Origin of the sequence: Rossellomorea vietnamensis (genome assembly GCF_025398035.1) — a bacterium.
GTDB classification, from domain to species: Bacteria; Bacillota; Bacilli; order Bacillales; family Bacillaceae_B; genus Rossellomorea; species Rossellomorea vietnamensis_B.
In genome coordinates, this window is the sequence record NZ_CP104558.1 from 2,560,360 (window position 1) to 2,575,799 (window position 15,440).

16 protein-coding genes, 11 tRNA genes and 1 rRNA gene are annotated in these 15,440 nt (G+C 43.9%); 1 reads left to right on the plus strand and 27 read right to left on the minus strand.

Annotated elements, in window-relative coordinates; all coding sequences use genetic code 11:
• Positions 1 to 190: 190 nt before the first annotated feature.
• The 13 genes from N5C46_RS13110 to N5C46_RS13170 form a co-directional block, all read right to left on the minus strand.
• Positions 191 to 1,741, minus strand: a 16S ribosomal RNA gene (locus N5C46_RS13110).
• Between the two features lie 96 nt (positions 1,742 to 1,837).
• Positions 1,838 to 1,911: transfer RNA gene (locus N5C46_RS13115), tRNA-Gly, on the minus strand.
• 14 nt (positions 1,912 to 1,925) lie between these two features.
• Positions 1,926 to 2,002: transfer RNA gene (locus N5C46_RS13120), tRNA-Pro, on the minus strand.
• Positions 2,003 to 2,055: 53 nt separating this feature from the next.
• Positions 2,056 to 2,132 (minus strand) — tRNA-Arg (locus N5C46_RS13125).
• 19 nt (positions 2,133 to 2,151) lie between these two features.
• Positions 2,152 to 2,237, minus strand: a tRNA-Leu gene (locus N5C46_RS13130).
• A 75-nt stretch (positions 2,238 to 2,312) separates the two neighbouring features.
• Positions 2,313 to 2,394: transfer RNA gene (locus tag N5C46_RS13135), tRNA-Leu, on the minus strand.
• A 48-nt stretch (positions 2,395 to 2,442) separates the two neighbouring features.
• Positions 2,443 to 2,518, minus strand: a tRNA-Lys gene (locus N5C46_RS13140).
• A 4-nt stretch (positions 2,519 to 2,522) separates the two neighbouring features.
• Positions 2,523 to 2,597 (minus strand) — tRNA-Gln (locus N5C46_RS13145).
• Between the two features lie 79 nt (positions 2,598 to 2,676).
• Positions 2,677 to 2,753 (minus strand) — tRNA-Asp (locus N5C46_RS13150).
• A 110-nt stretch (positions 2,754 to 2,863) separates the two neighbouring features.
• Positions 2,864 to 2,935 (minus strand) — tRNA-Glu (locus N5C46_RS13155).
• A 16-nt stretch (positions 2,936 to 2,951) separates the two neighbouring features.
• Positions 2,952 to 3,042: transfer RNA gene (locus N5C46_RS13160), tRNA-Ser, on the minus strand.
• A gap of 7 nt (positions 3,043 to 3,049) precedes the next feature.
• Positions 3,050 to 3,124: transfer RNA gene (locus N5C46_RS13165), tRNA-Asn, on the minus strand.
• Between the two features lie 116 nt (positions 3,125 to 3,240).
• A complete protein-coding gene (locus N5C46_RS13170) occupies positions 3,241 to 3,711 on the minus strand; it encodes a SprT family protein (protein WP_261749019.1) in 471 nt (156 codons plus the stop codon).
• 145 nt (positions 3,712 to 3,856) lie between these two features.
• On the opposite strand from N5C46_RS13170, the gene cmpA reads away from it, so the two are divergent.
• A complete protein-coding gene (gene cmpA, locus N5C46_RS13175; RefSeq protein WP_094075192.1) occupies positions 3,857 to 3,970 on the plus strand; it encodes a cortex morphogenetic protein CmpA in 114 nt (37 codons plus the stop codon).
• Between the two features lie 94 nt (positions 3,971 to 4,064).
• Here cmpA and N5C46_RS13180 read toward each other — a convergent pair whose 3' ends face one another.
• The 14 genes from N5C46_RS13180 to acpS form a co-directional block, all read right to left on the minus strand.
• Positions 4,065 to 6,248 carry a Tex family protein gene (locus tag N5C46_RS13180; RefSeq protein WP_420720412.1) on the minus strand — a complete coding sequence of 728 codons (2,184 nt, stop codon included), beginning with the start codon at positions 6,246 to 6,248 and terminating at the stop codon, positions 4,065 to 4,067.
• 136 nt (positions 6,249 to 6,384) lie between these two features.
• Complete coding sequence (locus tag N5C46_RS13185) at positions 6,385 to 6,981, minus strand: PP2C family serine/threonine-protein phosphatase (RefSeq protein WP_261749021.1); 597 nt, start codon at positions 6,979 to 6,981, stop codon at positions 6,385 to 6,387.
• On the minus strand, positions 6,981 to 7,778 hold the full coding sequence (gene sigB / locus N5C46_RS13190) for an RNA polymerase sigma factor SigB (RefSeq protein ID WP_261749022.1): 798 nt from the start codon (positions 7,776 to 7,778) through the stop codon (positions 6,981 to 6,983). Before sigB ends, N5C46_RS13185 begins: the two co-directional genes overlap by 1 nt.
• Entirely contained in the window at positions 7,756 to 8,223 is a 468-nt protein-coding gene (gene rsbW / locus N5C46_RS13195) for an anti-sigma B factor RsbW (RefSeq protein ID WP_034763252.1), read from the minus strand. Before rsbW ends, sigB begins: the two co-directional genes overlap by 23 nt.
• Positions 8,223 to 8,555, minus strand: coding sequence for an anti-sigma factor antagonist (locus N5C46_RS13200; protein WP_261749023.1), 333 nt, complete (start codon positions 8,553 to 8,555; stop codon positions 8,223 to 8,225). Before N5C46_RS13200 ends, rsbW begins: the two co-directional genes overlap by 1 nt.
• A 75-nt stretch (positions 8,556 to 8,630) precedes the next feature.
• Positions 8,631 to 9,641 (minus strand): PP2C family protein-serine/threonine phosphatase, encoded by a 1,011-nt coding sequence (locus tag N5C46_RS13205; RefSeq protein WP_034763053.1) that lies wholly within the window; start codon positions 9,639 to 9,641, stop codon positions 8,631 to 8,633.
• Positions 9,642 to 9,651: 10 nt separating this feature from the next.
• On the minus strand, positions 9,652 to 10,053 hold the full coding sequence (locus N5C46_RS13210; protein ID WP_034763056.1) for an anti-sigma regulatory factor: 402 nt from the start codon (positions 10,051 to 10,053) through the stop codon (positions 9,652 to 9,654).
• Positions 10,054 to 10,055: 2 nt separating this feature from the next.
• Positions 10,056 to 10,412: an STAS domain-containing protein gene (locus tag N5C46_RS13215; RefSeq protein WP_034763058.1), complete on the minus strand. Its 357-nt coding sequence runs from the start codon at positions 10,410 to 10,412 to the stop codon at positions 10,056 to 10,058.
• The gene (locus N5C46_RS13220) at positions 10,409 to 11,239 is read right to left on the minus strand and encodes an RsbT co-antagonist protein RsbRA (RefSeq protein ID WP_261749024.1); all 831 of its coding nucleotides are present in this window, start codon (positions 11,237 to 11,239) and stop codon (positions 10,409 to 10,411) included. Before N5C46_RS13220 ends, N5C46_RS13215 begins: the two co-directional genes overlap by 4 nt.
• A 405-nt stretch (positions 11,240 to 11,644) precedes the next feature.
• Positions 11,645 to 11,995 carry a type II toxin-antitoxin system endoribonuclease NdoA gene (gene ndoA, locus N5C46_RS13225; protein WP_034763063.1) on the minus strand — a complete coding sequence of 117 codons (351 nt, stop codon included), beginning with the start codon at positions 11,993 to 11,995 and terminating at the stop codon, positions 11,645 to 11,647.
• 4 nt (positions 11,996 to 11,999) lie between these two features.
• Positions 12,000 to 12,281, minus strand: coding sequence for a CopG family ribbon-helix-helix protein (locus tag N5C46_RS13230; RefSeq protein WP_032085355.1), 282 nt, complete (start codon positions 12,279 to 12,281; stop codon positions 12,000 to 12,002).
• Positions 12,282 to 12,407: 126 nt separating this feature from the next.
• On the minus strand, positions 12,408 to 13,613 hold the full coding sequence (gene alr, locus N5C46_RS13235) for an alanine racemase (protein WP_261749025.1): 1,206 nt from the start codon (positions 13,611 to 13,613) through the stop codon (positions 12,408 to 12,410).
• Between the two features lie 237 nt (positions 13,614 to 13,850).
• The gene (locus N5C46_RS13240; RefSeq protein ID WP_061811059.1) at positions 13,851 to 14,864 is read right to left on the minus strand and encodes a LolA family protein; all 1,014 of its coding nucleotides are present in this window, start codon (positions 14,862 to 14,864) and stop codon (positions 13,851 to 13,853) included.
• Positions 14,865 to 15,075: 211 nt separating this feature from the next.
• The gene (gene acpS / locus N5C46_RS13245; protein WP_261749026.1) at positions 15,076 to 15,426 is read right to left on the minus strand and encodes a holo-ACP synthase; all 351 of its coding nucleotides are present in this window, start codon (positions 15,424 to 15,426) and stop codon (positions 15,076 to 15,078) included.
• Between the last annotated feature and the right edge of the window lie 14 nt (positions 15,427 to 15,440).

Here is a 15,440-nt window from a genome sequence, read left to right on the forward strand (position 1 = left end):
TTGTTACATCAGGTTTAAAACCTAAAATGGCGATACTCGGTAATTTCTTGACTATCAATTTATCTTTATCTAGTTTTCAAAGAACAAACACAACTTCTATCTCGTAAGAGATAAAAAATGTTTTGATGGTTGAACCATCAAAACTGAACAAAACTTCGACGTGTCAAACGTTTTAGTAAATCTTCCTTAGAAAGGAGGTGATCCAGCCGCACCTTCCGATACGGCTACCTTGTTACGACTTCACCCCAATCATCTGTCCCACCTTAGGCGGCTGGCTCCAAAAGGTTACCTCACCGACTTCGGGTGTTACAAACTCTCGTGGTGTGACGGGCGGTGTGTACAAGGCCCGGGAACGTATTCACCGCGGCATGCTGATCCGCGATTACTAGCGATTCCAGCTTCATGTAGGCGAGTTGCAGCCTACAATCCGAACTGAGAACGGTTTTATGGGATTGGCTAAACCTCGCGGTCTCGCTGCCCTTTGTACCGTCCATTGTAGCACGTGTGTAGCCCAGGTCATAAGGGGCATGATGATTTGACGTCATCCCCACCTTCCTCCGGTTTGTCACCGGCAGTCATCTTAGAGTGCCCAACTGAATGCTGGCAACTAAGATCAAGGGTTGCGCTCGTTGCGGGACTTAACCCAACATCTCACGACACGAGCTGACGACAACCATGCACCACCTGTCACTCTGTCCCCCGAAGGGGAAAGCCCTATCTCTAGGGTTGTCAGAGGATGTCAAGACTTGGTAAGGTTCTTCGCGTTGCTTCGAATTAAACCACATGCTCCACCGCTTGTGCGGGCCCCCGTCAATTCCTTTGAGTTTCAGTCTTGCGACCGTACTCCCCAGGCGGAGTGCTTAATGCGTTAGCTGCAGCACTAAGGGGCGGAAACCCCCTAACACTTAGCACTCATCGTTTACGGCGTGGACTACCAGGGTATCTAATCCTGTTTGCTCCCCACGCTTTCGCGCCTCAGTGTCAGTTACAGACCAGAAAGTCGCCTTCGCCACTGGTGTTCCTCCAAATATCTACGCATTTCACCGCTACACTTGGAATTCCACTTTCCTCTTCTGCACTCAAGTCCCCCAGTTTCCAATGACCCTCCACGGTTGAGCCGTGGGCTTTCACATCAGACTTAAGGAACCACCTGCGCGCGCTTTACGCCCAATAATTCCGGACAACGCTTGCCACCTACGTATTACCGCGGCTGCTGGCACGTAGTTAGCCGTGGCTTTCTGGTTAGGTACCGTCAAGGTGCCGCCCTATTTGAACGGCACTTGTTCTTCCCTAACAACAGAGCTTTACGATCCGAAAACCTTCATCACTCACGCGGCGTTGCTCCGTCAGACTTTCGTCCATTGCGGAAGATTCCCTACTGCTGCCTCCCGTAGGAGTCTGGGCCGTGTCTCAGTCCCAGTGTGGCCGATCACCCTCTCAGGTCGGCTACGCATCGTTGCCTTGGTGAGCCGTTACCTCACCAACTAGCTAATGCGCCGCGGGTCCATCTGTAAGTGGTAGCCGAAGCCACCTTTCAACATTTCCTCATGCGAGGAAATGAGTTATCCGGTATTAGCCCCGGTTTCCCGGAGTTATCCCAGTCTTACAGGCAGGTTACCCACGTGTTACTCACCCGTCCGCCGCTGATATCAGGGAGCAAGCTCCCATCAATCCGCTCGACTTGCATGTATTAGGCACGCCGCCAGCGTTCGTCCTGAGCCAGGATCAAACTCTCCGATAAAAGTTTGAATAGCTCTTTAAAAATAAATCTAGAATTAACGTTGACGTATTGTCTTGTTTTGTTCAGTTTTCAAGGTTCAATAATTAAGGTTAAAATTGGAGCGGGTGAAGGGAATCGAACCCTCATCATCAGCTTGGAAGGCTGAGGTTTTACCACTAAACTACACCCGCATATAAAATTATGATGGTCGGGAAGACAGGATTCGAACCTGCGACCCCTTGGTCCCAAACCAAGTGCTCTACCAAGCTGAGCTACTTCCCGTCAGAAAAGCATATGTATTACTGTGAATCAGATACTCTCTAGTAGAAGCAAGATGGCGCGCCCGAGAGGAGTCGAACCCCTAACCTTTTGATCCGTAGTCAAACGCTCTATCCAATTGAGCTACGGGCGCATATGTCTTTGAAACCTTTTGGTGCGGCCGAGAGGACTTGAACCTCCACGGGGTCGCCCCCACTAGGCCCTCAACCTAGCGCGTCTGCCATTCCGCCACGACCGCGTTTTAAAGCGACAAACACTATTATAACTGAGGAAAATCTATTTTGTCAACAACTTTTTTAAAAGGTTTTAAAAGTGCGGGTGAAGGGACTTGAACCCCCACGCCTTGCGGCGCCAGATCCTAAGTCTGGTGCGTCTGCCAATTCCGCCACACCCGCATGAATCTGAATTACAATGGAAAGATATTTTGCTTGCGCAAAAATCTTTGGTGAGCCATGAAGGATTCGAACCTTCGACCCTCTGATTAAAAGTCAGATGCTCTACCAACTGAGCTAATGGCTCGCTATGGCTGGGCTAGCTGGATTCGAACCAACGCATGTCGCAGTCAAAGTGCGATGCCTTACCGCTTGGCTATAGCCCAATACTTTTTCAAAAAGTGACGAGGTTTTAATATTAACATGTCCACCTCGATGAAGTCAATCGTTTTTTAAAAATAAATCTGGCGGTCCGGACGGGACTCGAACCCGCGACCTCCTGCGTGACAGGCAGGCATTCTAACCAACTGAACTACCGGACCAAAGTTTTTTGACGATAGTCAAAATAACTATCCTTACCTTGCGTTAGCAAAATAACTTTCATTACCTTCGCGATAACGAAAATAACTATCCTTACCTTAAGTAAGTAAAATGACCCGTACGGGATTCGAACCCGTGTTACCGCCGTGAAAGGGCGGTGTCTTAACCGCTTGACCAACGGGCCACGTTCTAAATAGAAATGGCGGAGAAGGAGGGATTTGAACCCTCGCGCCAGTTGCCCGACCTACACCCTTAGCAGGGGCGCCTCTTCAGCCACTTGAGTACTTCTCCATAAAAATGGCTCCGCAGGCAAGATTCGAACTTGCGACCGATCGGTTAACAGCCGATAGCTCTACCACTGAGCTACTGCGGAACGTGAAGTATTCTTACGCTTAACTCGTCTTATCGACTCTTTAGATTATAATGACTCATCAATTTCTTGTCAACTACTTTCAGTCACTTTTTCCACAAGAAAAACGCCTTTTGTAACTACCCTCTTTCAATCACAACTTCCTTTACGAGGCGAAGTTTTCCTTTACAGCGGCCACACACATATTTCGTTGTATTGATTTTTCTTTTTCTTTCGAAGTTCAGACCACACTGAGAACAGACATAGTGTAACACCCGACTTCTCCTGTTCACATTGGGCAACGAAGAACAATGCCTTGGTCCCCCGACATGCTTGAGCAGTCTCTTAAAGTCCTGATCCCCATGTTTATATCCCTTTCCTTCAATATGCAAGTGATAATGACATAGCTCATGCTTTATAATTCCGATCAATTCTTCCATTCCATGCTCATCCAGATATCTTCGATTAATATCGATATCATGGCTGCCTAACATGTATCTTCCACCCGTGGTCCGTAATCTTGGATTGAAAAATGCCTTATGGCGGAACGGCTTTTGGAATAATTGGATTGAAATTTTTTCAACTAATTGCTGCAGCTCAGCATTCGTCATACAAATCCTTCTTTCTTAATTAGAACATGACAACCTATTATAGCATAAACTAGGTATCACCCTTATTGATTCAAACTGACAAACTACCCGGAGAAAGACCGTATTCTATTTAGCGGCACTTTCAAAAGGATAAGGAGGTTCAATCATGCCAAATTGGCTTGTCAATCAATTGCGGAAAGCTTATCTTGAGAAAGATCGATACCAGATCAAACTTCTTAATCAATGTTGGAATTTCTACAGAAAGAAGAACTGCTCTTAATGGTGTTTTTCTATTATAAAGTTATTCCATCTTATATAATAAAGAGCTGACCACAAGATAGCTCCCTATCATTCAGTCAGCTCCTATCCATTTCTTAAGGGACCATCGTCAGTGCAACCCTGCCTTTTTGGACATCTACACTATCGACCCAAACAGTCACAACATCCCCGACTGAAACCACATCTAATGGATGCTTCACGAAACCATTTTTCAGTTTTGAGATATGGACAAGTCCATCTTGTTTCACTCCAATGTCAATAAAGGCACCAAAATCGACTACATTTCGCACGGTTCCTTGTAATTCCATTCCTTCAGATAAATCCTCCAGTTTTAGAACATCCTTCTTCAGAAGCGGTCTAGGAAACTCATCCCTCGGATCTCGACCGGGTCTAATCAGTGCATCGATGATATCCTTCAATGTCAGTTTTCCAATTTCCAACTCTTCACACACTTCATCTATATTCAATTGTTCCAGAGACTGTTTGAGTTTATCTGACCCGATGTCATTTACACCCATCCCCACTTTTGAGAGGAGCTTCTTTACAACGGTATAATTCTCAGGGTGAATAGACGTCCTATCAAGGACCTCTTTCCCATCCATTATCCTCAGGAAGCCAATGCATTGTTCAAATGTTTTCGCACCCAGCCTTGGGATTTTTTTCAATTGCGCCCTGGATTGAAACTTCCCTTCTTCCTCCCGCTTTTTCACGATATTATTGGCCACTGTTTTAGAAAGCCCCGCTACATATTGCAATAAGGAAGAAGATGCAGTATTTACATTTACACCCACTTGGTTTACAGCCGTTTCTACTACAAACGTTAACGATTCGTTCAACTTCTTTTGGGAAACATCATGTTGGTATTGCCCGACCCCGACTGATTTAGGGTCAATTTTCACTAATTCTGCTAATGGATCCTGTAATCTCCGGGCAATGGAGACAGCACTTCTTTCTTCTACTTGAAGGTCGGGGAACTCTTCTCTCGCCACATCCGATGCAGAATATACGCTTGCTCCCGCTTCGTTGACTATTAAGTAAGAGATATTACCGCCTACTTCTTTTAATAAATCCACAACAAATTGTTCGGTTTCCCTCGACGCTGTTCCATTTCCAATAGCCACAACTTCAATCGAATATTTTGTCAAAATCGATTTAAAAGCGTCCTCCGCCTTATTTCGTTGAGCTTGAGATGTATGTGGATAGATGACATTGATATCGAGGGTTTTCCCTGTTTCATCAATGACAGCTAGCTTACACCCAGTCCGGAATGCAGGATCGACCCCCAATACCATCTTCCCTTTCATCGGAGGCTGAAGCAATAATTTACGCAAGTTTTCAGAGAAGATATGAATGGCTTGATCTTCCGCTTTGTCAGTTAACTCATTTCGGATTTCTCTTTCTACCGATGGCTGGATGAGCCTTTTATAACTATCCTCCACTGCTTCTTTCACAAGGGGCACGGAAATGGAGTGGATATTCTTAATGACCTGCTTTTCCAAATACTTTTGAATACCCTCTGTATCTGGCTGGATATTCACTTTTAGAATGTCTTCCTTTTCCCCTCTATTCATTGCCAGCACACGATGGGGTACAACCTTGTGAATGGGTTCCTGATAGGAATAATACATTTCAAACACTTTTTTTTCGTCTAACTCTTCTTTCTTCACCTTTGATTCGATTAACCCTTTACGGAATGTATATTTTCTTATGTAGTCCCGGTAAGAAGCTTCATCGGATATGTATTCAGCAATGATGTCCTTGGCTCCACCCAGGGCTTCTTCCACTGTTGTCACTTCATTCTCTTCAGAGATATAGCTTGAAGCTTCACTTGTAAGAGCTCCTTTTGAGGGGAATGTCAGAATCCATTCAGCCAGGGGCTCTAAGCCTTTTTCTTTTGCTACGGTTGCTTTGGTACGCCTCTTTTGTTTATATGGACGGTATAAATCTTCCACCATTTGCAGCTTATCGGCTTTTTCAATGGACCGGGCTAATTCTTCCGTTAACTTCCCCTGTTCTTCTATGAGACGGATGACTTCTTCTTTTCTCTGCTCAAGATTCAACAGATAATTCCACTTGTCCATGATATTGCGAATCTGGACTTCATCCAGTGCGCCTGTCTGCTCTTTACGATAACGCGCGATGAAAGGAACTGTATTCCCTTCCTCCAGAAGAGAAATGACGTTTTTTACATTTTTTATTGATAAGTTCAATTCTTTGGATACTTGATGAAGTAATGGTTCTTGCTTTGTTAATGTTGCTGCCAATTGTATTACCTCCATTGATAGGATTCTTTATTTATTTTACCATATCTGTCTTTGGGGATTGAAACGGTGGCTTAGGTAATAGATGAATCACTTATCCAAGTACTTGCTTTCCGCAGGGTGTTGATAAACAAAAAAACTTACCCTAAGCCTGTTAGAGTAAGTTTCCAATGATATAAGTTGTATCATCTGATGTGCCATCTACTAATGATTGGATATCACCTAGCGCCCCATGAAGGGTCGGATATCTTTGAAGGATATTCTTTACGCCGGAAATACTCAATCCATCTGAGTGAATGAGAAATCTTGAATTGGCATTATAATGAAAACGTTGGGTTTTATACGTTTGAGGCCGTCCGGAGAGATAGCCTGTGACCGGTAAAGGATAGGTCATCTTTCCTTCGGGTGCATACATATAAAAACGGATATTACCTACACAACTATACACAAATTCTTTGGAATGGTAATACGCTTTAATAATCGCCACGGCAGCTCCACGTTTCTTCTGAAGGACATCATTGCAAAGACTCATGAGGGTCTCGACATCTTCATGATGATGTTTTTCTACAATTTCCACGACAGCATGTGACGACTCATAGGCATACTTACCACTGCCTAAACCATCGGCCAGGACACAGATGAAGTAATCGTTTGTGGAAGTATAGAAATAACTATCTCCACAAAAGGGATTCCCATTTTTCGATACTTGTTCTGCATAAAGCTCTATTTCATTTTGTTGAAGATAAGCCATTAATAATGACTCTCCGAATCGTTCATCTCTTCTTGAATGGCTTCCCGAAGCTTTTTGATCGCTCTTCTTTGCAGGCGGGACACATGCATTTGTGAAATACCGAGCTTTTCCCCAGCTTCTTTTTGGCTTAGGTTTTCTAAATAAGTGTGTTGTATAATCGCTTTTTCCCTGTCGGAAAGGACATGAAGGACTTTCTCCAGAACGAGTCGCTGGTTAACCTTTTCATAACCTTCATCCTGATCTCCCACGATATCCAGTATCGTCACCGTACTTCCTTCTGAATCAGCCTCAATTGAGTGATCCACAGATAAAGCCTGATAACTTCTACCCATTTCCATCGCTTCCAGAACTTCTTCTTCACTTACTTCCAGGTACTCAGCAATCTCATGAACCTGTGGAGAGCGTTCTAATTTATTTGTTAACTCTTCAACCGTCGATTTAATTTTAGGGCCAAGTTCCTTAATTCTCCGGGGAACATGTACACTCCACGTTTTATCCCTTAGGAACCTTTTAATCTCCCCGATAATGGTTGGAATCGCGAAGGCTTCAAATGATCTGCCGAACGATTCATCGTACCTTCTGATCGCTCCAAGCAGTCCAATCATCCCTACCTGGATTATATCCTCATGGAAAGACCTGCCCTTTGAATATTTCCTCGCAATGGACTCAACAAGGTTTTGATAGTGTAAAATGAGCTGACTTTGGGCATCATCGTCCTGGGTTTCCTGATAATCCTTGATCCATTTGAGTACTTTTTCTTTTTGAGCCTGTTGGTTAGGTTGAGATAGTTTTTTCATCCCTCTCCACCTGCTCCCCTGATAGGAATTTAGTCATAAAGACTGTCACTCCCTCCTTGTGATGCACTTTTACATCATCCATAAGGCTCTCAATAAGGTAAAGACCTAACCCACCTTCTCTTAAGAACTCAACGGAATGATCGGCATGATAAGGACCAACAGCACTGCGAATTTCTTTAAAATCAAAACTTTCACCATGATCAGCCACCATCACTTCAAGGCGATCCCCATACAGCGCGAATCCGACAACGACTTCTCCATCATTATCTTTATACGCATGCTGAACCGCATTAGTGATTGCTTCACTTGTGGCAATCTTCAAATCCTCAATTGCATCATAGTCAAACCCCATACGACTTGCAATTCCCGAAAGCGTCAAACGAATGACCCCGACATATTCCGGCTTTGCGGGGATCTTCATCTCGATGTAATCAAAAGCTTGCATCATTCCACTCCACCTTCTACTTTGGAATTGATATTCATAATATCCCCTAAACCTGTAATATCAAACAATCTTTGTAAACGATCGGATAGTCCGATTAGATTAAGCTGTCCACCGCGGGCCTTGACCGTTTTAAACAGACCGACGAACACGCCGAGCCCCGTACTATCCATGTATGATACTTCCGAAAGATCGACTGTTATATCTTTATCATCAGATTCAGCAGATGGCTGAAGCGTTTCTTTAAGTTTTGGAGCTGTATATGCATCAATTTCACCGGCTACTTTAACGAGCAGCTCGTTTTCTTTTTCTTTCATATCTATTGATAAGTTCATAAAAAGACCACCTTTTTGGCAACATTATAATACGTCTTTATTCATTTACCCTATTTCTGATAAAAATAAACAACATTACGAATTTCTTTTTATGATGATCAAGGTGAAATCGTCCCTAAGCTCAAAGTGCTGCAGCTTCTCAAGTTGCTTATAGACATTGTTGATGATCTCCTGAGTAGGGAGATGTGTATACTGGCTGATCAACTGGACCAGGTCCTCCCTCTCAATAAAACCTTCTTCCGTGCGGCATTCTGTTACTCCATCGGAAAGGAGAATGATCATATCCCCCACTTCCACGCGTCTTTCATATTGTCTGTACTTTGCTTTTTTATCGACCCCTAATAGAAGGCCCTTGGCATCAAGGTCCTCATATTCATTGGTTGACGCTCTATAAAAAAAGCCGGGTTCATGCCCAGCTGATGAGTATGAAAACAGATGTTTCTCAGAATTATACACGCCGTAAAACATGGTAATGAACATACTCGCGTCCACGTTTTGTTCGACTACCCTGTTCAGGCTTTCCAAGACAGCATTCGGTTCATGGCGATACTCTGGTAAACTGTCCATGGCATACTTGATCATGGACATACAAAGTGCCGCTGGTATCCCCTTCCCAATCACGTCTGCAATGGCCACACTTACGCTGTCGTTTTCATCCTGGACAAAGTGATAGTAATCACCGTTCATCTTCTTTGCCGGTACACTCACCGCTCCAATATCCAATCCTTCGACTGAAGGAATGACCGTGCCGAGAAGGGTTTGCTGCATATTGGATGCTACATCTATTTCATTATTCAATTCCTGTTGTTTCGTTCTCAAGCTTTGATGTTCACGATAGGCAAAGCCATAACCTATCATGACTTCCAGGAGAATATCGAAAGAATGCAGCACCTGATGCGGTATGTTCGGTTCCATCTCCAGGATGACATTCTTATGGAGACTGATGATTTCTTCCGGTGATACGTGATGCTCAATTGATTTACGACTGAATTTCTGTCCCAAATAAAGAGCTTTCTCATCCTGGTCGTTTAAATAGTGCTCAATAATCTCTCTATATTTTGAATCCATCAATTCTCTGAAATTCATATAACTCCCCCTAGCGGAGCCACTTGGTCGCCCTTATATCTGTCCCTTCACCTGGTACAGATTCGACGTTAAATTCGTCCATTAAACGCTTAACTCCAGGCAAACCTGCTCCTAATCCGCCTGATGTGGAATATCCATCTTCCATTACTTTTCTGATATCGGCAATACCAGGGCCTTCATCTAAGGCGATGATACGCACGCCCTTTTTTCCGGCGTCGAATAATTTTTCAATACAAATTTGACCATAGCCGGCATATAAATAGATGTTCCTTGCCAATTCGCTGATAGCCGTAGTGATACGAGCTTGGTCAACTGTGCCGAATCCGAGCTCTTTCGCTACATTCCTCCCTAACTGGCGGGCAGCAACGATGTCCCATTCATTCGTGATCTTCACGCAGGATTGGCTATCCATACCTAGTCCCCCAGTTCCAATTGTAATTTCTCCAGACCTTTTTCCAGATCCAAAGCGGTCAGGACGTCCTCTAACCTGATTCCAAGCTCGATCAACGTAATCGCTACAGCAGGCTGAATGCCCGTGATGACAACTTTTGCTCCCATCAGCCTGGACATATTGATCACATCCCCAAGTACTTTAGCGATGAATGAGTCAATAAAATCGATAGAAGTAATATCGATCACAACTCCCCTCGCACTTGTTTCGTGAATCTTTTGGAGAAGATCCTCTTGAAATTGAAGGGCTGTCTGATCATCCAGCTCCCACTGAATGGAAATCAACAAACAATCATGCAGCTTTAAAATTGGTATTCTCACTCTAATCCCTCCGCCGAAACTATTTTTCGATTTGTCATTTCAAGAGCTTTTTCTATTCCTTTTCGTAACGTGCTGTTTGTGCTGAACTGATTAAGATCAATTCCCAAATTAACGATCGTCTGGGCAATTTCCGGTCTGATTCCCACCAGCATGCACTTCGCCCCGACTAAACGAACGGCTTCAGCAGCCTGGATGATATGATGGGCGACCATCGTATCTACCACCGGAACACCGGTAATATCAATCAGAACGACTTCAGCCCGATGCTTCACCACACCATTCAACAGGTTCTCCATAATCAAACGGGCACGTTCCGTATCGATGGTGCCGACAAGCGGCATAATGGAAATCTTTTCGAATACCGGTATTAGTGGTGCAGATAATTCCTGTAATGCTATCTTTTGAAGAGAAACCGTTCTTTCCCATGATTCTGTATAAGCTTTTACCACTCTGTTATACATCGGTGTCAGCCATTGATCAAACTTCTCAACCTGCGAAGCGTGATTTTCATCTGTGATCAGCTGATCCTCCGTCATGCCTTCGTATACCACTTTACCAAATGTCCCTAAAGCGGTTGTTACAAATGTTAATGGCCACCCTAATCTAACAACCTTCTCAGCGAAATCTTCGAGGCGGCTGTTGAATTCTTTCGAATCTCTCAAATTAGCGGCAATCATTTCAACAAACTCATGGCTTGTCTTGGTGAAGACCTGATCTGAAACGACTTGAAGAAACTTCTCATCCGCTTCATTACGCATACGATCCATCCAAGTACTGGTGATTTCTGATTTATTGTCCTGAATATAAGCCGTGACTTCACTAAACATTTTGTTCTCTCCATTCTATCATATGAAATTTAACCCCAGTATTTAGGCCGATTGATGTAACCCAATCTTAAAGTAGTTTACAACAAAGAACGAAAATGACTTAATTACTTTAATACTAACAAATAAATATGGAAAAGAAAAAGCCTATGCCTTTTCGGGTATTTTTATTGCTTTCTTTTCCCATTATAAATTGTTTACCTGGTTTTGTCATAAAATTGTCTATATTTCCATTATCCATATTCTTCTTACAAGGCAGAATCAGGCTTCAATGGGTATGAAACGAAAAAAAGCAAAACAAAAAGGCTTGCTGATCAAGCATTTGTTGATCAGCAAGCCTTCTTGTTTGCAGGTAAACTGTCTCTATTATATACGTGATAATGGATTAACACGAAGGACGGATATGAGTTAAAACTGGATCAGACCCACACTGATTTGCAGGGCGTCATCCACTTTCTCCATCATCTCATCATCCAGGTGTGTAATCTTATCGGTAAGACGTTGTTTATCAATCGTTCGAATCTGTTCAAGCAAGATAACGGAATCACGTTCAAAGCCATAACGTTTTGCATCAATTTCAACATGAGTAGGCAGTTTTGCTTTTTGAATTTGTGCGGTAATGGCAGCTACAATAATTGTGGGACTAAACCTGTTCCCTATATCGTTTTGAATAACAAGTACCGGCCGAACTCCGCCTTGTTCTGAACCTACAACAGGAGAAAGGTCTGCAAAATATACGTCACCACGCTTTACAATCAAAGGATTAACCTCCGCTTACTAAGCGTTCGACTGTATGTTCTGCCTCATATTCTGCTTGAATCGCTTCTGAAGCGATTGCGAGATTAATCTTCGCCATTTCCATATAGCCGCGTCTCATAGATTCACGTAATTGTCTCTTCTTACGCTCTCGTAAATACATTTTGGTTGCACGATAAATAAACTCATTGCGATTCACATTTTCTTGATCTGCAAAGCCGTCCAATTCTGTAACGAGCTGTTGCGGTAGACGAATTAAGATTTCTGTTGTTGCGCTGGATTCAGACACAAACTACACCTCCACCAATCACTACATACCGTTTCTGTTCATTAACATATTTATCATACCATCAAATACAGGGAATGAAAAGTTAATTTATCAATCTCTTCTATTATCCACCATTTAAAATACTAATTATTCATCAAACGGGGCGTTATTTTCCCGTTGACTGTCCATTCCTGTCGATAAGAGCTTATTCGACACTTCCGTTGCTTCTCCGTTCCGTATATATATGCGCGGTACTCTTGTCGAGATGATGCAAGGGATCTCATAGTTGATGGTATCAAGCTTTTGGGCGATTTCATCCATCGTTATGGCAGCTTCAACCTGCTTGCCGATCAACGTGACACGGGTACCGATCGGACGGGATTCAGGCAGCCGGACCATACATTGATCCATACAGATCCTTCCAACAATTGGAACTCTCTTTCCGTCCACTAAAACGTCCTGACCCTGTAATTTCCGCAGCCAGCCATCTGCATATCCGATCGGAATCGTCCCGATCCATTCCGATTCGGAAGCTTCATACGTAGCTCCGTAACTGACTTTCTCACCAGCTTCAAGTTCTTTTGTATGAATGAGTCTGGAATGGAGTGAAAAGACTTCCTTCAATGGAAATGGCAGTTCAGGTTTCATCTCGATCGATGGTGTAAGGCCATACATGGCGATTCCCACTCTTACAGCATTAAAAAGGGTATTCGTTTTCCTTAGAGTGGCAGCACTATTGGAAGAATGGATATACGCAGGAAGCGATTCCAGTTGTTGAAGCATATATTCGAAGCGCCTCAACTGTTCTTCAAGATAGTCATCATTCAGTTCATCCGCCGTAGCAAAATGGGTAAAGATCCCCTGAAGCTCAAATTTCGGGTGAGAATGAATATACCCCTCGATACTCTTTAATTCTTCCGAGGTCCGAACGCCTATCCTCCCCATACCGGTGTCACATTTGATGTGAAGGCGTAAATGATCTTCTTTCGACAACTGTTTTTCAGCTTCCACGAGCCATTCCTTGTGGAAGACCGTTAAGGAAATGTCCAATTGAGAAGCAATCTTCACATCTTTGGGCCGCGTAGCCCCCAGGACAAGGATCGGAGCGGCGATGCCTCCCCTTCTCAAAGAGATCGCTTCATCCAGGAAGGCAACGGCCAATCCATGCGCCCCTGCAGCGAGGGCAGTGAGAGATGTTTGAACATCCCCGTGCCCGTAGGCATTAGCCTTTACGACGGCAAATACATTCACGTCATCAGGGATATGACCCTTAATATTTTTTACATTTTCATATAAATGATCCAAATTGATTTCAGCCCATGTATCTCGAAAAAATTGCGTCTGGGTTTCCACTCTGTTCACTTCCTCATATCGTTACACAAAACATTGTCATTCTATTCAAGAATACCACGGATTATTCATATTATCATGTATTGTGGTGAATAGATTTTGGGTTTTTCGGAAGGAATGAAAGATCGATTGGGGTTTGATGGGGAATGTTGGAGGGGCATATGGTTGGGGAAGGGACTTGACTCTCTATCTCTTAATTGAAAAGAGGCGGACCAGATAGGCCCACCCCGATCATATACATCATTTCACCATTGAACCTTGCACGGATTGTGCCACCATGACCATTTCCGAAGGAGTGAGGTCATTTGATGCGAGCATATAATCCACACCATTATTCGTCCATCGGATGGATTGATCCGTCATGGCCGCTACGGTGAAGCCAAGGTCCACCAATTCCCCCTTAAGGGATGTAGAAACGGTCATCGTAGGGACGACAGTCGTCTTCTCTTGAACGATCGTAAAGGATTTTTCACCGTCATAGGTTAAAATGACGCGTTTTCCTGTATCCGTCGCCACTTCCTTTTCTTCTATCAATTCCGTACCGGTGATTTCAGACATCGGGTAAAGAACGGTGAATTCCGTATCTTCCACTGCCGCTGTCACTGGAACCTCAAGCTGGGCGCCGGTCATATTTTTCTTCATATCGAAATCTTTTTTGTCAAACGCGGCTTTCATGTCCATCTTAGAAAATTCCACTTTTACAAGCGGGTTTTGATCTGAATCCATCACATTGACAGATGCAGGCGTCAGGTCTTTTTTGTTGAAAGCAATCTCCTGTGTAGGGAGCATCTGACTGTTCTGGTAACGTGTTTTCGTTGTGAAGACATAGTGACTCTTCGTTTCTTTGAAGGTCGCATCTTTGTCTTCTAACACATCCTTGACAAGTGATTCATACAAGTATGCCTGACTGCTGTTTTCAGGCCAGTTGCTTTGGAATCGGAAGCTTTTATTCAGAGCCGGTGTCAGGACGAACACTCCCTCATCATTACGCAGGATCATTTGGCTTTGATCTTTCGTAGCATTCTTTAAAGCTACACGATAATAATTAGGGTCATTATGCCATACTTCCACATCATAGGTTTGAGGTTCTTCCCCCACCTGCAGGGTCATCTTCGCATCTGCTTTGTACCCCTTCATATCTTCTACTTTTGCCTTAAGATCCTTGGTTACATCGTCTTTCGATTTCTCTCCACAGGCAGCGAGTGCAAGCACCGCCAACATGGCCATCACTAGTATCACTAGCTTTTTCTTCATTTTTTCAACCCCTTTTGTCCCAGGATAAACGTAATTGAGAGAGGGGAAGGCCACCTGTCAAAGAATGGACGATCCTTGAAAGAATGCCCGGTTCCATTCGCCAACGAACCGCGATTGTTAAACAACTGGCCTTGTCTCTCCTATTGCACTACTGAATATATGAGACAACCTGAGGGATTATGCTAGTGAAGATGACAAGCTTGAAATTTAATTACTCTTCTATGACCACCTGGGCCGCCGCAAACTCCCTGCTGTGAGTGATGGATAGATGGGTATGCGTCCCCTCCGGCTTTGAGAAATATGGCTTGCCGTTCCCATCCTTGCTGATTTCAATATCCCGAAACGAAAGCACCGTCCCGATCCCGGTTCCATGTGCTTTCGCGTACGCCTCTTTCGCTGCAAAACGACCGGCCACATATTCAATCCTGCGCCCTTCACTCAACGAAAAGAACGCATCCTCTTCCCTTTCCGTCAGGATCCTCTTCAAGAACTTCGGCTGCCGCTCCAGTAATTCCCGTATGCGCCCGATCTCTACAATATCCAACCCTATTCCCTTAATCATATGCGTCTCCCCTT